This is a genomic window from Bradyrhizobium sp. 215_C5_N1_1 (assembly GCF_052075935.1).
Classification (GTDB): Bacteria; Pseudomonadota; Alphaproteobacteria; order Rhizobiales; family Xanthobacteraceae; genus Bradyrhizobium; species Bradyrhizobium barranii.
Map to the genome: position 1 here is coordinate 7,056,047 of NZ_CP197228.1, position 20,224 is coordinate 7,076,270.

General features: G+C 64.7%; 22 protein-coding genes. 9 read left to right on the forward strand and 13 right to left on the reverse strand.

Annotated features, from left to right (window positions below; all coding sequences use genetic code 11):
* Positions 1 to 293 precede the first annotated feature (293 nt).
* A complete protein-coding gene (locus AB7G19_RS33800; protein WP_085399105.1) occupies positions 294 to 1,625 on the reverse strand; it encodes an MFS transporter in 1,332 nt (443 codons plus the stop codon).
* A gap of 80 nt (positions 1,626 to 1,705) precedes the next feature.
* Between AB7G19_RS33800 and AB7G19_RS33805 the strand changes: the two genes are divergently transcribed.
* Entirely contained in the window at positions 1,706 to 2,134 is a 429-nt protein-coding gene (locus AB7G19_RS33805) for a ribosomal maturation YjgA family protein (protein ID WP_085399106.1), read from the forward strand.
* A gap of 124 nt (positions 2,135 to 2,258) precedes the next feature.
* Here the strand turns inward: AB7G19_RS33805 and AB7G19_RS33810 are convergent, their stop codons facing one another.
* From AB7G19_RS33810 to AB7G19_RS33820, 3 genes are all read right to left on the reverse strand, one after another.
* Complete coding sequence (locus AB7G19_RS33810) at positions 2,259 to 3,422, reverse strand: winged helix-turn-helix domain-containing protein (protein ID WP_085399107.1); 1,164 nt, start codon at positions 3,420 to 3,422, stop codon at positions 2,259 to 2,261.
* 226 nt (positions 3,423 to 3,648) lie between these two features.
* Positions 3,649 to 3,894, reverse strand: coding sequence for a hypothetical protein (locus tag AB7G19_RS33815; protein WP_085399108.1), 246 nt, complete (start codon positions 3,892 to 3,894; stop codon positions 3,649 to 3,651).
* Between the two features lie 251 nt (positions 3,895 to 4,145).
* Positions 4,146 to 5,558, reverse strand: a complete 1,413-nt coding sequence (locus AB7G19_RS33820) for a caspase family protein (RefSeq protein WP_085399127.1) — start codon at positions 5,556 to 5,558, stop codon at positions 4,146 to 4,148.
* Positions 5,559 to 6,019: 461 nt separating this feature from the next.
* Between AB7G19_RS33820 and AB7G19_RS33825 the strand changes: the two genes are divergently transcribed.
* Positions 6,020 to 6,661, forward strand: coding sequence for an OmpA family protein (locus AB7G19_RS33825; RefSeq protein WP_354078963.1), 642 nt, complete (start codon positions 6,020 to 6,022; stop codon positions 6,659 to 6,661).
* 73 nt (positions 6,662 to 6,734) lie between these two features.
* Here AB7G19_RS33825 and AB7G19_RS33830 read toward each other — a convergent pair whose 3' ends face one another.
* Positions 6,735 to 8,165 carry a phospholipid carrier-dependent glycosyltransferase gene (locus AB7G19_RS33830; RefSeq protein WP_441268739.1) on the reverse strand — a complete coding sequence of 477 codons (1,431 nt, stop codon included), beginning with the start codon at positions 8,163 to 8,165 and terminating at the stop codon, positions 6,735 to 6,737.
* 51 nt (positions 8,166 to 8,216) lie between these two features.
* On the opposite strand from AB7G19_RS33830, the gene AB7G19_RS33835 reads away from it, so the two are divergent.
* On the forward strand, positions 8,217 to 8,918 hold the full coding sequence (locus tag AB7G19_RS33835) for a FecR family protein (protein WP_085399111.1): 702 nt from the start codon (positions 8,217 to 8,219) through the stop codon (positions 8,916 to 8,918).
* 2 nt (positions 8,919 to 8,920) lie between these two features.
* Entirely contained in the window at positions 8,921 to 10,084 is a 1,164-nt protein-coding gene (locus AB7G19_RS33840) for a hypothetical protein (protein ID WP_354113359.1), read from the forward strand.
* A 124-nt stretch (positions 10,085 to 10,208) separates the two neighbouring features.
* Here the strand turns inward: AB7G19_RS33840 and AB7G19_RS33845 are convergent, their stop codons facing one another.
* The 3 genes from AB7G19_RS33845 to AB7G19_RS33855 all read right to left on the reverse strand — a co-directional run bounded on the left by AB7G19_RS33845 (position 10,209) and on the right by AB7G19_RS33855 (position 11,812).
* Entirely contained in the window at positions 10,209 to 10,697 is a 489-nt protein-coding gene (locus AB7G19_RS33845) for a VOC family protein (protein WP_071916231.1), read from the reverse strand.
* 43 nt (positions 10,698 to 10,740) lie between these two features.
* Positions 10,741 to 11,169, reverse strand: coding sequence for a VOC family protein (locus AB7G19_RS33850; RefSeq protein WP_085399112.1), 429 nt, complete (start codon positions 11,167 to 11,169; stop codon positions 10,741 to 10,743).
* A 130-nt stretch (positions 11,170 to 11,299) separates the two neighbouring features.
* Entirely contained in the window at positions 11,300 to 11,812 is a 513-nt protein-coding gene (locus AB7G19_RS33855; protein ID WP_028148584.1) for a cupin domain-containing protein, read from the reverse strand.
* Between the two features lie 128 nt (positions 11,813 to 11,940).
* On the opposite strand from AB7G19_RS33855, the gene AB7G19_RS33860 reads away from it, so the two are divergent.
* Positions 11,941 to 12,159, forward strand: coding sequence for a CsbD family protein (locus AB7G19_RS33860; protein WP_028148583.1), 219 nt, complete (start codon positions 11,941 to 11,943; stop codon positions 12,157 to 12,159).
* A 164-nt stretch (positions 12,160 to 12,323) separates the two neighbouring features.
* Here the strand turns inward: AB7G19_RS33860 and AB7G19_RS33865 are convergent, their stop codons facing one another.
* Positions 12,324 to 12,734 (reverse strand): FKBP-type peptidyl-prolyl cis-trans isomerase, encoded by a 411-nt coding sequence (locus tag AB7G19_RS33865; protein ID WP_245343968.1) that lies wholly within the window; start codon positions 12,732 to 12,734, stop codon positions 12,324 to 12,326.
* Here AB7G19_RS33865 and AB7G19_RS33870 point away from each other — a divergent pair.
* Complete coding sequence (locus tag AB7G19_RS33870) at positions 12,670 to 12,822, forward strand: hypothetical protein (RefSeq protein ID WP_245343969.1); 153 nt, start codon at positions 12,670 to 12,672, stop codon at positions 12,820 to 12,822. The two genes, AB7G19_RS33865 and AB7G19_RS33870, sit on opposite strands and share 65 nt — an antisense overlap.
* A 33-nt stretch (positions 12,823 to 12,855) precedes the next feature.
* Here the strand turns inward: AB7G19_RS33870 and ggt are convergent, their stop codons facing one another.
* On the reverse strand, positions 12,856 to 14,442 hold the full coding sequence (ggt, locus tag AB7G19_RS33875; RefSeq protein ID WP_441268740.1) for a gamma-glutamyltransferase: 1,587 nt from the start codon (positions 14,440 to 14,442) through the stop codon (positions 12,856 to 12,858).
* A gap of 222 nt (positions 14,443 to 14,664) precedes the next feature.
* On the opposite strand from ggt, the gene trhO reads away from it, so the two are divergent.
* Both trhO and AB7G19_RS33885 read left to right on the forward strand, forming a co-directional pair.
* Positions 14,665 to 15,432 carry an oxygen-dependent tRNA uridine(34) hydroxylase TrhO gene (trhO, locus tag AB7G19_RS33880; RefSeq protein ID WP_085399115.1) on the forward strand — a complete coding sequence of 256 codons (768 nt, stop codon included), beginning with the start codon at positions 14,665 to 14,667 and terminating at the stop codon, positions 15,430 to 15,432.
* Positions 15,422 to 15,640, forward strand: a complete 219-nt coding sequence (locus AB7G19_RS33885; protein ID WP_063985210.1) for a SlyX family protein — start codon at positions 15,422 to 15,424, stop codon at positions 15,638 to 15,640. The genes trhO and AB7G19_RS33885 overlap by 11 nt, the downstream gene beginning before the upstream one ends.
* Positions 15,641 to 15,650: 10 nt before the next feature.
* On the opposite strand, the gene AB7G19_RS33890 is transcribed toward AB7G19_RS33885, so the two are convergent.
* Positions 15,651 to 17,555: a diguanylate cyclase domain-containing protein gene (locus tag AB7G19_RS33890; protein ID WP_085399129.1), complete on the reverse strand. Its 1,905-nt coding sequence runs from the start codon at positions 17,553 to 17,555 to the stop codon at positions 15,651 to 15,653.
* 188 nt (positions 17,556 to 17,743) lie between these two features.
* Complete coding sequence (locus AB7G19_RS33895; protein WP_071917675.1) at positions 17,744 to 17,959, reverse strand: hypothetical protein; 216 nt, start codon at positions 17,957 to 17,959, stop codon at positions 17,744 to 17,746.
* Between the two features lie 108 nt (positions 17,960 to 18,067).
* Between AB7G19_RS33895 and hemE the strand changes: the two genes are divergently transcribed.
* The gene (gene hemE, locus AB7G19_RS33900) at positions 18,068 to 19,102 is read left to right on the forward strand and encodes a uroporphyrinogen decarboxylase (protein ID WP_085399116.1); all 1,035 of its coding nucleotides are present in this window, start codon (positions 18,068 to 18,070) and stop codon (positions 19,100 to 19,102) included.
* A 118-nt stretch (positions 19,103 to 19,220) separates the two neighbouring features.
* Here the strand turns inward: hemE and hemC are convergent, their stop codons facing one another.
* Positions 19,221 to 20,201 carry a hydroxymethylbilane synthase gene (gene hemC, locus AB7G19_RS33905; RefSeq protein ID WP_085399117.1) on the reverse strand — a complete coding sequence of 327 codons (981 nt, stop codon included), beginning with the start codon at positions 20,199 to 20,201 and terminating at the stop codon, positions 19,221 to 19,223.
* Positions 20,202 to 20,224: the final 23 nt, after the last annotated feature.

The window sequence follows — 20,224 nt, forward strand, 5'->3', positions numbered from 1 at the left end:
ATAAAAGTCAATAATCGTCAGTCATCAGGAAAGCGTGATCGTTAAGGGGTGGTAAGGATTTGGATGGCGGTTGCCGGGAGGGTGCGATCGTAGGGTGGGCAAAGCGGAGCGTGCCCACGATGCCTGCCGGAATCAGGAAAATGGTGGGCACGGCGCGAATCGCGCCTTTGCCCACCCTACGAGAGCCCGTAGCCCGGATGGAGCGGAGCGCAATCCGGGGCCTGCAGGCTGTAGCTCGGAGCGCCCCGGATTTCGCTTCGCTCCATCCGGGCTACGCAGCGGTGAGTGCTGCTCTACCGCCCCTGCCCGGCGAACTCGTGCTTGCTCTCGTGGCCACCGACAAAAACCAAAATGCCGGCGATCAGGGGCAGGACCGCCAGCACCAGCAAGCCGGTCGAGGTCTGGCCGGTGGCTTCCTTGACCCAGCCGATCAGGTACGGCCCGCCGAAGCCGGCGAGATTGCCGATCGAGTTGATCAGCGCGATGGCGCCGGCCGCCGCCGTGCCGGAGAGCCAGGCGGTCGGCAGGGTCCAGAACACGCCGAAGCAGCAGAACACGCCGATCGCCGCCACAGTGAGCACCACCATCGTCATGGTGGGATCGGTGAGATAGGAGGAGACGGCAAGCGCGACGGCGGTGAGCAGCAGCGGCGCGCCGACATGCATCACGCGCTCGCGCGTCGCATCGGAATGCCGCGCCCACAGGATCATGGCGATGGTGCCGAACAGATACGGGATCGCGGTGACAAAGCCGGTCTGGGCGTTGGTGAGGCCGAACGCCTTGACGATCTGCGGCAGCCAGAACTGCATGCCATAGAGCGCGCCGACGAAGCCGAAATAGACGAGGCTCAGCATGATCACCTTCGGCGACGACAGCGCCTCGCCGAGCGACAGATGCTTCACCGTCTGCTTGGCCGCGATTTCCGAATCGAGCCTGGACTTGAGCCAGGCCTTCTGATCGGCCGAGAGCCAGTCCGCCTTCTCCGGCCTGTCGGTGAGATAGAACCAGGTGACGATGCCCAGCAACACCGAGGGGATGCCTTCGATGATGAACAACCACTGCCAGCCCTTCAACCCCATCGCACCGTCGAGCCCGAGCAGCAGGCCCGAGACCGGCGCACCGATCACGGTGGAGACCGGGACAGCGATGGCGAAGGCCGCGAGGAAGCGGGCGCGATACTCGGCCGGGTACCAATAGGTGAGATAGAGGATGATGCCGGGGAAGAAGCCGGCCTCGGCGACGCCGAGCAGGAAGCGCAGCACGTAGAAGCTCGTCACCCCGCTGACCAGCGCCATCAGCGCCGAGATGATGCCCCAGGTCACCATGATGCGGGCGATCCAGCGGCTCGCGCCGAACTTCTCCAGCGCCAGATTGCTCGGCACCTCGAAAATGAAATAGCCGATGAAGAAGATGCCCGCGCCCCAGGAGAAGATCAGCGGCGTGAACTTCAGCTCCGCGTTCATGGTCAGCGCGGCGAAGCCGAGATTGACGCGGTCGAGATAGGAGAAGAAGTAGGCCAGCACCAGGAACGGAATCAGGCGCCAGGAGATGGCGCGGATCGTCGAGGTCTCGATTTCCGACTTGGCTGAGCCGGCGGAACCGGCATAGGTCGTGGTCTGGCTCATGGCTTTCCCCCCGGGGTTGTTGCTCTTATGGGCTGGTTGCGGTTTTGAGCATCGCGGGCAAAGAGTCAATGGAGCGAGCAATGCACGGGGCGCAACCGGATAAACCTGTTGCGCCGCTACAGACATCACTGATCCGCGCCGGCCTTGCTCTTGCGGTCATCGCCTGCGGGCTGTCGTTGCGTTGGTACGGCTTTCCGCTCGGGCTTCCCGCCTTCGTGGTGAAGTATGGCGGCTCGCTGCTATGGGCGACGATGGTGTTTCTGCTGGTCGGGGTGTTGCTGCCGGGGATGTCACGGAGCCGACTTGCAGCCATCGCCGTGGCGATCGCGATCGTCGTCGAGTTCTCCCGGCTGGTGCATGCGCCCTGGCTCGATGCGTTTCGGCTCACCACCGCGGGCGCGCTGCTGTTAGGACGGATCTTCTCGCTGTGGAATCTGGTGGCGTATGGGGTGGGGATTGCGTTTGGCGTTTGGGTCGATGGTCTTGTAGGGTGGGCAAAGGCGCGTTAGCGCCGTGCCCACCATTCTCCTTCGCGGACCACGATGGTGGGCACGCTTCCGCCTTCGCTCTTCGAGCTACGGCGGACAAGTCGCTTTGCCCACCCTACGAGACCGAAGCCGTGGCGAGCGCGCTTCACTCCGCCAATTGAAACCGCTCAAAGCGATCGAGCTCCTCCTCGATCACGCGCTTCAGCTCCTTGCGCCCCGCCGTCTTCTTCCCCTGCCCGACCCAGGTCCATTTCTGCATCAACAGCTTCTTCACCTGCCTATCGGTCTTGAGGTCAAGCGCCGCGACGATCTCGTCGCCCACCAGCACGGGCAACGCGAAATAGCCAAGCTTGCGCTTGGCCTTCGGCACATAGGCTTCGAACAGATGGTTGTAGCCGAAGAACAGATTGGTGCGCTTGCGCTGGATGATCAGGGGATCGAACGGCGAGAGGATGTGAACGAGATCGGGCGCGGCGCCCTCACCCGGCTCCAGCGCCGCGGGCGCGGCCCAATGCTCCTGCTTGCCGGCGCCCTCGATCGCAACGGGCACGAGCTCGCCGCGGCGCACGCGCGAGGCGACCAGCTGAGCGATCGCCTTCTTGCTCGGCGCATCGAGGTGGCAGATCGAATCCAGGCTGACCACGCCCTGCGACCGCAGCGCGCGGTCGAGCAGATAGGCCGTGATGTCTCTCGCTGACGCCGGCCTCGGCAGCTTGTCCCAGCCGAAGTGCCGCGTCATCAGCTCGTAGGTCTTGAGCATACCCTGGCGCGCGCTGACGGTCGCGACGCCGGTGTAGAAGGCGAGCTGCAAAGCCCGCTTCGAGGGTTTTCGGCTCTGCCAGAGATGCTCCTTCTCGGTGAGCACGTCGTCCTCGATGTCGCGGATCGTCAGCGGACCGGCGCGCAGGAGCCGCATCACCTTGCGCGTATCGGCCGGCTTGACCGAGGCGTACCATTTGTGCCCCTCGCGCCGGTGCTCGCGCATCGCCGGCAGGAAGAAGCGAAAATCGTTCGCTGGCACGTAGGACAGCGCATGGGTCCAGTATTCGAACACGCTCCTGTCGACGCTCTGGGCCTGGCGCAGATCGGCACGCCGGTAGGACGGAATGCGGCTGAACAGGATGTGGTGGTGGCTGCGCTCGATGACGTTGATGGTGTCGATCTGCACATAACCGAGATGGTCGATCGCATCCGCCACCGCGCGCGCCCCCTCCCCGAACGGCGCGCGCTCGTCCAGCCGCTGGGCATGCAGCCAGATCTGCCGGGCCTGTGTCGTGGGGATCGGAAAGGGTTTGGGCGCGCGTGACATTGCAGGAGGCAATGTAGCCGGATTCGCGCCAGGAAAAAGAGAGACGCCAAAGAAGCTTTCTCAAGAAAAAGCCGCGCTGCCAACTGCTGACAGCGCGGCCGAACCGTGCGCGCCTCACTTCATCGACATGGCCTTCTGCGCCTTCATGTAATGCGTGCAAGCGCTCTTCATCTTGCCGTTGCTGATATCGGTGTTGGCCATGGCTGCGCTGCGAGGGTGCAAGGCCTCAATTGCCGTTCTTTTGCACCTTGGGCCGGTCACCGACGCTGCCTGTGGCGACATCGGGCTCGCAGGACGCTTTGCCACGCCCCTCCGCCTGGCAGCGATAGACGCTGCCGGTGAGGCGGTCGACCAGCCACATGTTCTCGTCGTTCGGACCGTCGAGGCCGACATAACGGCTGCTCAGCCCGGTGATCAGCGTGGACAGCAGGATCGCCACCGCGATCATCGCCGCACCGACATAGATGGGCATTGAGCTCAGAAAGACTGTCCGATCCTGCGGCCCGCCACGATAGAACTGGTAATCACTCGGCCTGGGCACTGGACTGAACTCGGCTCCCTTCCTCGGCGGTTGTTGGACGCGGAGTCCTGCTAGGCGCCCAACTGGCCGAATTCTTGTTCGCACGCGGGCCATCACGCGACGGCTTTGCGACGATCGGTGAGCAAGGGTTTCCGGAACAAATTGGCGGCCCGAACCGGGCCGCCTGTTGCTTGCCTGCCGGCTCAGCGGCGGCCGAACAACCCGCCCATCATACCGCCGAACAGACCGCCGGGGCCGCCTGGCGGACCGGCACCGCCACCGCCGTAATGGCGCCGGCCGCCACCGCCGGAGGACCGGCGACGCGCGGGCTCGTCGTCTGCCTGCTCGGAGGAGGCCGCGCGGGTCGAGACAATCTCCGACAGCAGGGCCTTGTGCTGGAGCTTGTTGAGATAACCAGTCGCAGGATAGCCACGGGCAGCCTGCCACCGCCTCATCACGGAACGGGTCTCATCGTCGAACTTGCCCGTCGCCTTGACGTCGAAGCCGAGCCCGGTGAGGCGGCGCTGCACGTCGCGGCGCTGGTTCTTGTCCAGACCGATCTGGTCTTCAGACACCTGGTTGGCTTCTTCCGTAAAGGTCGCGGGATCGATCCCGGCCGAGAGATTGCGGGTGGTGATGGATGGACCATCCTGCAACGCCGCGATGCGGGCGAGTGCGATCGATTTGAACGTGCCGTTGGGATAGCTGGTGAGATAGGCGTTGAGTTCCTCGACCTTGTTGGAGTCCCTGATCGAGCGCCAGAACTCGAGCTCGACGTCGGAGCCTTGCTTGCTCGCGGCCGACACCGGTGCGTTCGACGGATCGGTCGTGGCCGCGGCCGGCACACCAACCGGATTGAGATAGACGTTGCCCGTGAGGTTGGTGTGCCCCCAGGGCAATTGCCCCTTGCTGGTCTCGTCACTGACCTGGGCACGGACCTTGGTCATCGCCTGCTGGATCTCGATCCCGGGCTGGGCAATGTTGGCGACGAGCGCGCGGGTGAACGGGCTGTTGGTGCCGGCCTCGCCGTCGAGCGCGGTCTGGCCGGGGCCGGTGGCAAAGGCAATCAGCGTGCCCTCGCCCGACTTCATCTCGGCAAGACCGGTCTGGACGTTGACGGAGCGGGTGGCCTTGGCCGAGCGGATCTTTGCCGCGAACGGATTGTCGCGGCAGGCGTCCAGGAACACGAGCTTCACCTTCGCGTCCGACATGGTCTGATCGAGCGTGAGGTCGACATTGATCGCCGCGCCCAGCTTGACGTCCATCTCGGATTTCAGGTCGGCGTCGACCGGCAACAGGTAGTTGACGCCGTTCACGGCAATCCCGTGGCCGGCATAGAAGAACACCGCGACGTCGGCGCCTTCGCTCTTCTTGCCGAACTCCAGCAGCTTCGCGGTCATGGCATCGCGGGTGAGGTTGGCGCCCTCGACGACGTCGAAGCCGACATTGCGCAGCACCCTGGCCATCGCCTTGGAGTCGATCGCGGGGTTGGGAAGCTGCGGGACGTTCTTGTAGGCGGCGTTGCCGACCACGAAGGCGACGCGCTTGTCCGCGAAGGCCGCGTTGCCGCTGACGAGAAATACTGCGATTGAAATTGCTGCGATCAAGAAGCGCATGATCATTCTCCCCTGATCCAAACTTCCTCGCTGCTCTCGGTTCGACCTGAGCCGATCCGATGAGAGCAATCTGATCCAATTCACAACGACGCACTGTGATCTGGATCACTCGGGGATTTCTGCTGCTCGAACCGAGCTGAGAGTCGCTGCGACGGTCGCTTTTTGGGCTGCTGACGCAGCGGGCAATACGGCTGGTGACGAACAATGGCCAAAAGATTGTACCTGCGCGGGCTGCGAGTCCAGCCGGTTCAGCTGTCGATGCCGAATGAGACGGCGCTTCTTCCCGGTGGCAGGGCACCGCCGCTGGCCCGACATGCCATGGATTCCGATCGGCGCCGGCGCGAGGATGCACGGGTCATTTCGGTCGTCTGGAATGTGACCCGCATCACATCGAGGCTGTTGAACCTTCCCTACGCTCGCAACATCAAATCGCCATCAGGCGTAACAGCGAGGATTCGACAATGACCCGTTTTGATAAGTTTTTTGGACTGAAGGCGATTACCCTCACGGCCGCGCTGTCGATGACGGCGGGCCTGGCTTTCGCCGGCGATAACGTCTCCGCCAACCAGATTCTGGATGCGCTGAAGCCCAAGCCGGCGACCCGCGGCCTGTCCGTCGGTCCGCAGGCCGATCCGGCGGTGCAGGCCAAGGAATCGACGTTCCTGAACACGGTGCGCAACCGCTCGACCCGGTCGCTCTCGACGGGCGAGCGCGAGCAGATCGCCGAGCTCGCCGCGACCAAGCCGAAGATCGATCTGGAGATCCAGTTCGACTACAACTCGGCCGACATCGCCAAGACGTCGGTGCCGTCGGTGCAGGCGCTCGGCAAGGCGCTGTCCGATCCGTCGCTGAAGGGCTCGACCTTCGTGGTCGCCGGCCACACCGATGCGATCGGCGGCGAGGAGTACAATCAAGGGCTCTCCGAACGGCGCGCCGACACCATCAAGAAGTACCTGGTGCAGAACTATGGTCTCAACGGCACAGATCTCGTCACCGTCGGCTATGGCAAGACCAAGCTGAAGGACACCGCCAACGGCGCCGACCCGATCAACCGCCGCGTCCAGGTCGTGAACATGGAAGCCAAGACGACGGCGTCCAAGTAAAATTGTCCAAGTGAAATTCAAGTCATCGCCGCGTGAAACACGCCGCCTGCCACGATCGTGACAGGCGGCGCTTTCATATCCAGCTCTGGAACAGCATCAACCGGTTGAACGTCTGCATGGACGTGCCGATGAAGGCCGCCGAGATCGGCAGCATCACCGCAAAGCCGATCGCCGCGACCCCGACATAGGCCCACAGCAGCCAGCGCGGCAGCCCCTCTCGTCGCAGCACATAGACCAGCGCAAGCGACGCCACCGTTGCGGCCGGCAGATAATAGTAGAGGAAGCCGAGCGTGCGCGGCAGCAAAGCCCAGGCGAGCCACGAGCCGAAATAGAACGCCGCGATCAGGAACGCGTCCCAGCGCCGCGCGACGATAAAGTCGCGCAGCACGACGGCGAGCGCGAGCAGCGCCGGCCACGCGACCAGCGGATTGCCGAGGAAGACGATCGCGGAGACATTGTTCTCCGAGGTCTTGTCGAACAGGAACCACACCGGGCGCGCGAGCAGCGGCCAGGATGGCCACGCGCTCATATAGGTATGGCCGGCGATCGCGGTCGTAGTGTTGTCGGCGAATATCCGGCGCTGCGCCTCGATCAGATCCGGCAGCGACGCTCCGTAGAGCGGCACGAAAGCGGCAAGATATGTCAGCGCCGGCAGCACGGCAAAACAGAGCGCGACATGCTGCACGCGAAGATCGGGCCAGAGATCGGGCCGATACCAGTCGCTCGGCGTCGCGCCGGCGAACAGCGTGCGCCAGCCCTGCATCAGCCGGATCACCGCAACCATCACGATGCAGATGCCGAGCGGAAACAGGCCGCTCCATTTGCAAGCCGCCGCGAGGCCAAACAAGGCGCCCGCGAGCGCGAACAACGCATGCGGGCGCTCTCTTCGAAAGCCGTGCATGAAGGCGGCAATCGCGAGCAGGCCGAACCCGAGCGCGTAAATGTCGAGCATGGCGATGCGCGCCTGCACGTAAAGCATCTGGTTGAAGCCCGCGATCGCCGCGGCGGCGATCGCGGGCCCTTGCGCGGAGAACAGCGCGAGCCCGCACAGATAGATCGCGACGATCGCCAGCGCGCCGAACAAGGTCGACGGATAGCGCCAGCCCAGCGCATTGTCGCCGAAGGCGGCGATCGATGCCGCGATCAGCTCCTTGGCCAGCGGCGGATGCATCGGATTGAGCATCGGTTGCGACATCGTGCGTGCCAGCATCTGCCGTGCCGCCGGCACGTAATGCACCTCGTCGAAGACGAACTTCTCCGGCGCCGTCAGGCCGATCAGCAGCGCGAGATGCGCGACCAGGAAAATCGCGACAGCGATCACTGCGCTCTGCGACACCTTCGGAACCGCGGGCAATTCGAACGGCTGCTGTGGGGCTATTTTGCGTGGCAAATCTGCTTCACCGCGGAGAAAAACAAAGACGGCACTTTTCATTGAACGCATTCTGCCGCAACTGTCACTAAGCATAACGCACGTCCAGCACCGCTTGTGATAATTTCGCCACATCAGAAGCGCGCACGATCCGGTACGATCAGGGACATATCGATCGGTTGCGAAATGAATTTGCGTTTCTGGCTTTTCCCCACTCTGTTGTCGGCCGCGTTGTGCGCGGCGCACTGCGCGCAGGCGCAGACGCGCGTCGGCGAAGCCGTCGTGATCCAGAACGACGTGGTGCGCGTGGCCACGACCACGACGCCGATCAGTGTCGGCGACAGCATGCTGCGCGACGAGACCGTGCGCACCGGCGCCGACAGCGCCGCGCGCTTCGTCATGGCCGACAGCACCAACCTCTCGCTTGGCCCGAGCGCCACGCTGAAGCTCGACCGCACCGTCTTCAACGACGAGCACAGCTATCGCGACGTCGCGATCCGCATGACCACAGGCGCATTCCGTTTCGTCACCGGCCATTCGGAGAAGACCGCTTACAAGATCACCACCCCGCTCGCGACCATCGGCGTGCGCGGCACCACGCTCGACATCCTCTCCCAGCGCGGCCGCTCCGTCGTCGTGCTCCAGGACGGAGCCGCCAGCGTCTGCACGACGAACTCCCAGTGCGTGCAGCTCACCCAGCCCGGCGACACTGCAATCATCACCTCGGCCGGCGGCAAGGTCAGCATCACCAAGACCAACACGCCGCCCTGGACCTTTGCCGCCAATTGCGCCGCAAGCGCCGGGCTGTGCTCGGTCAACCAGTATGCGGACGCCTCGCCGACCATCACGCCTGCCGTCCACGACGACGGCATGCTGTGCGGGCGGTGATGATGGCGAAACTCGACGTCAGACGCCTCGTCCTCGCCGCCGCGCTGACCGCAACCGCTGCGTTTGCGTTCTTCGCGTTCAATGCGCGACCGGCGGCAGCGCAGGCGACTTGCGAGTCCGGATGCGGTGGGCCGACGCCCTCACCGTCACCGACCTATTCACCGTCGCCGTCGCCGTCGCCGACACCCACACCGACCCCCTCGCCTTCGCCGAGCCCCTATCCGTCGTCCTCGCCGAGCCCGTATCCACCGCCTCCACCTTCGGGCCCGACCGGCGCGGACTCCAGCGGCAATTCGATCGGCGGCCTCGCCAACCAGCGCTTCAACCAGATGATCACCAACCGGGTGCTCGGCACGGTGCTGCTCGGCGTCAACGAGCAGGTCAATTGCAGCGACTGCATCAGCGCATTCGGCTCCGCCGGCTCGTTCTCGGCCGGCATTCACGGCCGCAAGGAGCTGACCAACAACCTGTCTCTGCTCGCCGGCATCGCCTACACGCAATACAGCGAGGGCGGCTACAATATCACCAGCGCGCCGATCGGAGCGTTCGCTCTGCGCTATGACTTCACCGACTGGGGCTCGTCGCGCCCGTTCTTCGACGTCGGCACCATCCTGACGCCGTGGGAGAAGGCGCGCTACACCCGCAACTACAACACCAGCCTCGGGCCGGTGAGCGTCACGGGCTCGACCAACGCGTCGAATTACGCCGTCTATGGCCGTGCCGGCTGGATGAGCCGCGTGTCCCCGCGCGACGAATTCGCGGCCTCGATCGAAGTCTGGCAGCTCTGGCAGCGCGTCTCCGGCTATTCGGACAGCGCCGTGGCGTTCAATCCGTTCGACGCCTCCATTGCGACCGGCACCGACCGCACCAGCCTGGTCAAGATCGGCGGCCAGTGGACGCACCTCTTCGGCAGCAACATCGAGACCAACATCAATGGCGGCTGGGTGCAGTCCTTCGCCAGCCATGGCGGCATCGTCGCCACCGTGACCGGCGACGGCCTGGTGGTGCCGACCATGGGCAACCAGGGCTGGTTCGAATATGGCGGCCGCCTCGGCTTCCGCGTGCAGAAGGGCTGGATCGTCGACCTGTTCGCCAACGGCACGCTGGGCCCGCAGCCGGTGGGGAACACCATCCATGGCGGCGTGGGGCTGCGGATTAATTACTGAGGCCTCTAGGCAAGGTTTCGTAGGGTGGGCAAAGCGGAGCGTGCCCACCAACTCTCTCAATCGTCGATGAATGGTGGGCACGGCGCTTTGCGCCTTTGCCCACCCTACAGCACCTGTGTTGACGTCACGCTGCCGACTTGCCCTCGAACGCGCGACGCAGCACTTCCACATCGAGCTTGACCATCTTCATCATGGCTTGCATCGCGCGCGCAGCCGCAGCCTTGTCTGGGCTCGACAGGAATTCGAACATCACCTTCGGCACCACCTGCCAGGATACGCCCCAGCGATCGCTGATCCAGCCGCACTGCTGCTCCTTGCCGCCATGAGCAAGGAACGCGCTCCAGACGCTGTCGACCTGAGCTTGATCGTCGCAATGGATCATCAGCGAGATTGCGTGGGTATATTCCACCTTCATGCCGCCGTTGAGCGCGACCAGGGGCTGCCCGGCCACCGTGAACTCGACGACGAGCACCGAGCCTGTCTTGCCGGACGGGCCGTCCGAAACGTTGCGCTGGACGTGCGTGATTTCCGAGTTCGGAACGAGCGACACGTAGAACTTCGCGGCTTCCTCGGCATCGCCGTTGAACCACATGCAGGGCACGAGCTTGGACATCGTGAATGCTCCTCTTGGGATGGTCGATATTCGTTGGCTTCGGTCAGGCGTTCGCCATGTCGGACTGCGCGGCGAAGGCCGCCATGTCCATCCAGTTCACGCCCCACATATGACCATCCGGATCCTCGAAGCTGCGGCCGTACATGAAGCTGTATTCGTCCTTCGGGCTGGGATCGGCCACACCGCCCGCGGCCTCGGCCTTGCCGACGACGTCATCGACCTCGACGCGGCTGTCGGCCGAGAGGCAGAGCAGCACCTGGTTGGAGGTCTTGGCATCCGCGATCGGCTTCGGCGTGAACTTGCGGAATTTGTCGTGGGTCAGGAGCATGGCGAAGATGGTCTCGGAGAAGACCATGCAGCTCGCCGTCTCGTCGCTGAATTGCGGGTTCCTGACCGCACCGACCGCCTCGTAAAAGGCCGTCGCGCGCTTGAGGTCGGTCACCGGCAGATTGACGAAGATCATTTTGGGCATCGGAGGCTCCTTGGGCGGGGTTCTGCCCAAGGACGGATGGCCCGACGGCCATCCGACACGGCTTCCGAATATTTTTTGAAGGCCGTGCCTGCGTGGTTCTGTCGCACAGAACCAGCAGGCTTTCAGGCCCTTACTTCTTCTCGTTGGGATCCCGGTGCACGGGGTCGATCCACAGCACGGTCTCGGGCTTCTCGACCGGCTCGATGTCGAGGTTGATCGCGACCGCCTCGCCGTCGCTGCGCACCAGCACGCATTCCAGCACCTCGTCCCGGCTGGCGTTGATCTCCTGATGCGGCACGTAAGGCGGGACGAAAATGAAATCGCCGGGGCCGGCCTCCGCGGTGAATTGCAGGCTCTCGCCCCAGCGCATCCGCGCCTTGCCCTTCACCACGTAGATGACGCTTTCGAGATGGCCGTGGTGATGCGCACCGGTCTTGGCGTCCGGCTTGATGCTGACCGTGCCCGCCCACAATTTCTGCGCGCCGACGCGCGCGAAATTGATCGCGGCCGCGCGGTCCATGCCGGCCGTCGACGGCACATTGGTATCGAGCTGATTGCCGGGAATGACGCGCACACCGTCATGTTTCCAGCGATCGTCATGATCGTGGTCATGGTGGGAATGCGTGTGGTCATGGCCGGTCATGGGACTTGCTTTCTGTTGGTTCCGTGCGCGGCAAGCTAACCAAAGCGGGCCTATCAAGCCATACCCAAAATCGGAACTCTCGTAGTCGGCAGGCGTTGTTTTCGCGAGCCAACTGGAAGGAGAGTTTCATGGGTAGCACGAGCGACAAGATCAAGGGCACCGCCAACGAGGCCATCGGCAAGGCCAAGCAGGGCATCGGTGAAGCCACCGGTTCCGATCGCCTGAAGGGCGAAGGCGTGGTCCAGGAAGTGAAGGGCAAGGGCCAGCAGGCCATGGGCGACGCCAAGGACGCCGCGAAGGAAGCAATCGATCGCGCCGCGGCTGCGGCAAAGCGCGCGGCGGAGTGACGCGCGTCAATCTGAAAGCGAAGAGACCGGCCGCGAGGCCGGTCTTTTTGTTTTGCGCTGATCTCTATCCGTCATGGCCGGGCTTGTCCCGGCCATCCACGTCTTGGCTGCACGAAGGAAAGAACGTGGATGCCCGGGACAAGCCCGGGCATGACGACGTAGGTTCACTTCACCGCGAGCAATTCCACGTCGAACATCAAAGTCGCGTTCGGCGGGATCACGCCGCCGGCGCCGCGCGCGCCATAGCCGAGCTGCGGCGGGATGATCAGCGTGCGCTTGCCGCCGACCTTCATCGTGGCAACGCCCTCGTCCCAGCCGGCGATGACACGGCCCTTGCCGATCGGAAACTCGAACGGCTCGTTGCGGTCGACCGACGAGTCGAATTTCTTGCCCTTCTGGCCGTTCTCGTAGAGCCAGCCGGTGTAATGCATCACGCAGATCTGGCCGGGTTTCGGCGAGGCACCGGTGCCGACAACGTTATCAATGGTCTGCAAGCCTGAAGCTGTGGTCATGGGTTTTCCTGCGGTCTGGGCCGAGGCCGTGGTGGAAACGAATGTCGACACGCTGCCGATCACGGTGATCGCAAGTGCCGACATGATGGCGAAGAGTGCGCGCTGGAAACGCTGCATAAGAGACCTTCCGTTTGAGGCGGAAGGTGTCTAGCGCAACGAAGCAATCGTTTCCAGCCCTCGGCCCTTAATAGCCCAGTGCGCAGCCGTCCTTGCGCGGATCGGAACCGCCGGTGAGCGTGCCCTTGTCCCAGTCGATCCAGATCGCCTGCGCGCCGCCGAGCGGGCCGACCACGCTGGTGGTCTTGTGGCCGAGCTTCTTCAGGCCTTCGACGATATCGGCAGGCACGCTGTCCTCCAGCTGGTACTGGCCCTCGTAGTGCAGACCGCGCGGCATGTCGATCGCCTCCTGCACGTCGCAGCCATAGTCGAGGATGTTGGTCACCACGTGAGTCTGGCCGACCGGCTGATATTGTCCGCCCATCACCGCGAACGGCATCACGGAGCGGCCGCCCTTGGTGAGCAGGCTCGGCATGATCGTGTGAAGCGGACGCTTGCCGCCGGCGATGCAATTGGGATGGCCGGGCTGGATGCGGAACCCACCGGCGCGGTTCTGGAACAGCACGCCGGTCTTGTTCGAGACGATCGCCGAGCCGAAGGAATGCGCGATCGAATTGATGAACGAGCAGACGTTGCGGTTCTTGTCCACGACCGTGATGTAGATGGTCGAGGGATTCATCGGCGGCGCGACGTTCGGCAGGTCGAGCATGCCGTCCATGCGGATCTTGCTGATGTACTCGTCGGCAAAGCCCTTCGCGAGCATTTCGGCGACGTCGATCTTCATATGCTCAGGGTCGGCGACATGCATCTCGCGGTTCATGTAGGCGATGCGCGCGGCTTCGGCTTCGAGATGGAAGCGCTCGATGCTGAGCGGCGCGTACTTGGTCAGGTCGAACCGCGACAGGATGTTGAGCATCAAGAGCGCGGTGACGCCCGGGCCGTTCGGCGGGCACTGCCAGACGTCGTAACCCTTGTAGTTGGTGCCGATCGGCGTCGTCGTCTCGGTGGTGTGGGCGGCGAAATCGTCGAGCGTGTGCAGGCCGCCGATCCCGCGCAGGGTCTCGACCATATCCTCCGCGATCGCGCCCTTGTAGAAGGCGTCGCGGCCGTCCTTGGCGATCGCGCGCAGCGTCTTGCCGAGTTCGGCCTGGCGGATGATGTCGCCGGCGACCGGCGGCTTGCCACCCGGCAACAGGTAACGCACCGTGTTGGTGCCACCCTTCAGCTTCTCGAACTGGTTCTTCCAGTCGAAGGCGATGCGCGGGGCGACGACGTAACCCTCTTCCGCCGCCTTGATCGCGGGCTGGAGCAGGCGGTCGAAGCCGAACTTGCCGTGATCGCGCAGCACGGTCGCGAAGGCGTCGATCACGCCGGGGATCGAGACCGCATGCGCCGAGGTCAGCGGCACGGAATTGATCTTGCGCTCGAGATACCAGTCGGCGTTCGCCGCCTTCGGGGCCCGGCCGGAGCCGTTATAGGCGATGATCTTGCCCTCGCCGCGCGGCTGGATCAGCGCAAAGCAGTCGCCGCCGATGCCGGTCGATTGCGGCTCGATCACGCCGAGCAGCGCCGAACCCGCCACCGCCGCGTCCACCGCCGTACCGCCCTCGCGCAGCACCTCGATCGCGGCCAGGGAGGCCTGCGGATGCGAGGTCGCGACCATCGCGTTGGTGGCGTGGACCGTGGACCTGCCGGGGAAATGGAAGTTTCTCATCGAAGTTTTGCTCTCTCAGGGCTCTCTTGGGGGGCTCTCTTGGGCGGTCGACGCGGAGGGCGCGCCGTCTCGGAAAAACCGGGCCTACATGACACATTCCAGCCCGCCGGGGCAATGCTGGCATACCAGCGAAATAGCTGCCATCCGCTGGGCGTATAGACCTTTTGCCGTCCGGGGCCATGCGGGTTTTCTGGGCGGCGGCCGCCTGCTAAACGAGCCGCCATGATCCACAAGGTCGCCGCCTTTTACCAATTCGCCGCCCTGCCCGATTACCGCGAGCTACGCGAGCCGTTGCGCGCGTTCTGCGCGGGCCTCGCGCTCAAGGGCAGCGTGCTGCTCGCCCAGGAAGGTATCAACGGCACGATTGCGGGTGCGCCCGAGGCGATCGACGCCTTCGTCCACGAGCTCGCGCACGGCGCCCTGTTCGGCGGCCGGCTGAACAATCTCGAGCTGAAATTCTCGACCGCCGAGGCGATGCCGTTCGGCCGGCTCAAGGTGCGGCTGAAGAAGGAGATCGTCACGCTCGGCGACGAGGCCGCCGATCCAACGCGCCAGGTCGGCACGTACGTCGAGGCCGCCGAATGGAACGCGCTGATCGCAGCACCCGACACGCTGGTGCTCGACACCCGCAATGCCTTCGAGGTGGCGATGGGCACGTTCGAGGGTGCGGTCGATCCCGAGATCAAGAGCTTTGGCCAGTTCAAGGATTTTGCCGCCGAGCAGCTCGATCCGGCAAAGCACCGCAGGATCGCGATGTTCTGCACCGGCGGCATCCGCTGCGAGAAGGCGAGCGCGCATCTGCTCGCGCGCGGCTTTGCCGAGGTCTATCACCTCAAGGGCGGTATCCTCAAATATCTCGAAGAGGTGCCGGAGGCGCAGAGCCGCTGGCGCGGCGAATGTTTTGTATTCGACGAGCGCGTCGCACTCGGTCATGGCTTGCGCGAACGGGGCCTACGCGAACAGGAATTGGGGCACGACCGTGACGAGTGACATCAAGACGCTGGGCGAACGCATCGACACGCTGGAGACGCGCATCGCCTATCAGGACGATACGATCGAGACACTCAACCAGACGATCACCGCGCAGTGGAAGCAGATCGACGCGCTGACGCGGAAGATCGCAGAGCTCGGCGAGCGACTTCAGGAAGCCGAGACGAATGCGCCGGGCCCCGCCAACGAGCCCCCGCCGCATTATTGAGGATGATGAGCTACAGCCCTGACGCTTTCGGCAGCAGGCTCGCCACCTCGACCGACATCATCAGGCGGTCGCGCCCACCCTGCTTCGCCGCATAGAGCGCCTGATCGGCTGCCTCGACGAGCGAGCCCACGCCGGCGGTGCGTTCCAGCGCGGGCCGGCAGGCCGCGCCGCCGAGCGAAGCGGTGACGCAGCCCGACGCGTGATTGGTGCTGTGGACGAGGCCCGCCTCGCGGATCGCCCGGCGGATCCGCTCGCCGATCCGCGCGCAGCCGGCGGCATCGGTGTTCGGCAGCAGCATGGCGAATTCCTCACCGCCGTAGCGCGCAGCCAGATCTCCGGCGCGCTGCATCTCGGCCGCGATGACCTTCGCCACCACGCGCAGACAGGCATCGCCTGCGGGGTGGCCGTATTCGTCGTTGTAGGCCTTGAAGTGATCGACGTCGATCATCAGCAAAGCGAGGCTGGAGCGGTCGCGATAGGCGCGCGCCCATTCCTCCTTCAACCGTTCGTCGAAGCGGCGGCGGTTGGCGAGCCCGGTGAGGCTGTCCTCGATCGCGAGCGTCTCGAGCCTGGTCTCCAGCTTCTTCTGCTCGGTGATGTCGCGCGAGATCGCGACCACCCCGTCGACGCTGCCGTTTTCCTTGCGCGTCACCCGCATGGTCGATTCGAGCCAGACTTCCGAGTTTTGCCGGTGCGCGTTGCGATAGGTGACGCGCGCCTCGTCCTTTTCGCCACGCTTCATGGCATCGACGAGCGCCTGGACCTGCGGCCGATCATCCGCATGGATGCCGGCGAGCGCCGGCGTTCCGATCAGCTGATTGGGCCGCCAGCCGACGACGCGAACCGACGAGGGCGAGACATAGCGCAGCCGCTCGTCGAGCCCGATGCGGGTCACCATGTCGCTGGAGCCTTCCGCGAGCAGGCGGAAATGCGCCTCTTTCTCGACCAGGGCCGCGGCCATGCGCTGGCCCCGCTGCAACTGCCGCACCAGCACCGCGCCGATGACCGCGATCAGCACGACCAGCGCGAGCACGTAGAGCATGCGAGAGATCGCCGCGGCTCGCCAGGGCGCCAGCAGCTCGGCCTTGTCGACCATGGCAAGCAGGACGAGCGGATAACGGCCAGAGCGCTTGAAGAAGCTGACGCGCTCGGCGCCGTCCAGCGGCGACCTGAAATGGTATGCGCCGCCCGGCTGCTGCAGGCTCGCGTCGCGGAATAGCGGGGTGTCGGCGACGCTGCGGCCGACGAACCTGTCGTTGCTTGGATTGCGCGCGATGATCATGCCGTCGCCATGCACGAGCGCCACGGAGCTGTTGCGGCCGAGCTCGAACTGCTCGTAGAAATGCGCGAGATAGTTCGCGCTGATGGTCGCAAGCACGACGCCGCCGAAGCTGCCGTCCTGCTTGTTGAAGCGGCGCGACAGGGTGACGACCCATTCGCCATCGAGCTGGCTCCGCACCGGATGGCCGACATGAGGCTCCCGTTTCGAGGACAGCTGGTGATGACGGAAGAAAGCGTCGTCGCTGAGCGTCGAGCCGATCGTGCCCGGCGAGGTCAGCCAGTTGCCCTGGTCGTCGATAATGGCGAGGCTGTGAATGCGCGCGATCGCCTTCTTGCGCGCCTCCAAGAGGTTCCTGAGCTTGGCGATCGTGGCGGGTTCGGCGCCGTCCATCTCCAGCCGGCTGACGACGCCGACGACGCCGGAATCCAGCAGGTCGAGGCTGTCCTCCGCATGCTGCGTCAGCGAGCGCGCAACATTCGCCATCTCGGTCTCGGCGCCCTTGAGCACGGCATCGCGCGCGGCCCATTCACGCCAGCCGCTGACGCCGAGGATGGTCGCACAAGTGAGCACGACGAACGCCGCCGCGCGCAACGGCAGGCGGCTCCATCCGGCTCTTTGTGAGGCGACGGTCATGCGGCAGAAATCTCCGATCGCCGGAACTTCCACCGCTTCTGTTATTGAACCCTGAAACGCTTGAGGACATTCGCAGCGTTATGCGGGTTTTCCCGTACTCCTACGGACTGGAGCGTCGCTGGATCGCTAACAATGCGTTAGCGACCCTATCGGAAACCGAGCGCCCCGGCGCTCGCTGAACGTCGGCCTTAGCTGAAGATCGACTTAACCTTGTCCCAGAGCGAGGGACTGTCGGCGTCCGCATCGGCCTTCGACGGTGTCGGCTGCGCAGCGCTGACCGGATCGGACGCAGGGAAACTGTCCTCCAGCCCGGCTTCAAGCCTGGTATGGCGATCGGCGGCCAGCGCCTTGCCAAGATCATCAGCGTGCTTGTCGTGCGGCGCGGGATTGAATGTCTCAGCCATGGAGTCCTCCTCGATTGGGAGGTCAACGCGGTGCATTTGCGCTGGTTCCACTGTTCCGCTCCGGCTTCCGGCAGTGTATCAGGAACCTCAATCTTGATAGGACCGTCCGTGCCCCAGTCTGCGACAAAGCCCTTCATCGACGTGCTCTCCGGCCAGCGCCAGGCTACCCCGCCCATGTGGATGATGCGGCAGGCCGGGCGTTATCTGCCGGAATATCGCGAGGTGCGAGCCAAGGCCGGCGGCTTCCTCGATCTCTGCTTCAACCCGGAGCTTGCCGCCGAAGTGACGCTGCAGCCGATCCGCAGGTTCGGCTTCGATGCGGCGATCATCTTCTCGGACATCCTGGTGATCCCCTATGCGCTCGGCCGTTCCGTGCGGTTCGAGGTTGGCGAGGGTCCGCGGCTGGAGCCGCTGGATGATCCCGCAAAAGTCGCGACACTCGCCGCGCACGCCGACTTCAGCAAGCTCAAACCGGTGTTCGAAGCGCTCAGGCTCGTGCGCGGTGCGCTCGATCCCAAGACCGCACTGATCGGCTTCTGCGGAGCGCCGTGGACGGTGGCGACCTACATGGTCGCAGGCCAGGGCACGCCCGACCAGGCGCCGGCACGGATGATGGCCTACCGGCATCCGGAGGCGTTTGCGAAAATCATCGACGTGCTCGTGGAGAACTCGATCGAATATCTGCTGGCGCAACTCGCGGCCGGTGCCGATGCGTTGCAGATCTTCGACACCTGGGCCGGCGTGCTGCCGCCGGCCGAGTTCGCGCGCTGGTCGGTCGAGCCGACCCGGCGCATCGTCGAAGGCGTGCGCGCAAAAGTGCCCGATTCGAAGATCATCGGTTTTCCGCGCGGCGCCGGCGCGCAACTGCCCGGTTACGTCGAGGCGACCGGCGTGAATGCCGTCAGCATCGACTGGACTGCCGAGCCGGCCTTCGTCCGCGAGCGCGTGCAGAGCCGCGTCGCCGTGCAGGGCAATCTCGATCCGCTGGTGCTGATCACAGGCGGCGCTGCGCTCGATCGCGCTGTGGACAACGTGCTGGCGAACTTTGCGCAAGGGCGCTTCATCTTCAATCTCGGCCACGGCATCCAGCCGGAGACGCCGATCGCCCATGTCGAGCAGATGCTGAAGCGCGTGCGGGGCTGAGGCTCCGCGCCGTCATTGCGAGCGCAGCGAAGCAATCCAGAATCTCTCGGCGGTGACAGCCTGGATTGCTTCGCTACGCTCGCAATGACGGATGCTGTACGTACTGCGCTCTCAAAATTTAGCGCGGCCGGCTGCGCTCGATGATCTCGGCGGCGCCCTTCGTCAGCAGCTCCAGTCCCACCGCACGGCCGAGCTCGCGCGGGCGGTTGGCGGGGCCCGTGTGCGAGGCTTCGATGATGGTGTTGCCGGAGAGGTCGAGCACGGACGCCGTCAGCGACATCTGATCGCCTGCGATGGTCGAAAAACCCGCCACCGGCGAATTGCAATGGCCGTTGAGCACCCACAGCACCTCGCGCTCGGCATCGGCAGAAGCGTGCGCAGAGGGATCGTCGATCGATGCCAGGATCTGCCGCGTCTGCCAGTCCTGCGCGGCACATTCCACGGCGACGATGCCCTGCCCTGCCGCGGGCAGCATCTCCGCCGCGGAGAATTCATAGGCGATACGGTGCGAGAGGCCGACGCGGTCAAGACCGGAACGCGCCATGATCAGCGCATCGGCGGGACCAACCGCGCCGCCATCCGGCAACTTCTGCTTCTCGCCATTGTCGAGTTTTCGCACGCGGGTGTCAGCGGCGCCGCGGAAGTGGATCACTTCGACATCGGGAAACAGCCGCCGCGCATAGGCGGCGCGACGCACGGCGTTGGTGCCGATCTTGAAACCCTTGCCGCGCGACTGGCGCAGCGCTTCCAGCGTCACCCCATCGCGCAGCACCAGTGCGTCACTCGGGGGATCGCGCGATAGCGTAGCGCCGATGACGAGGCCGGGCGTGTCCTCGTTGCCAGGCATGTCCTTCAGCGAATGCATCGCGGCCTGCAATTCGCCGGAGAGCACGGCAGCGCGGATCTGCGCCACGAAGGCGCCGCCCTTGCCGCCATGCGGCAGCAGCTTGCCGGTCTGGTCGAGATCGCCCGTGGTGTCGAACTTGACGATCTCGACATCGAGATCGGGCATGGCGGCGGTCAGGCGGCGCGCGATCTCTTCCGTCTGCGCCAGCGCCATCGCGCTCTTGCGTGTGCCGATCTTCAGTCGCGTAGCCAAGTCGAATGTCCTTTCAGCGCAAT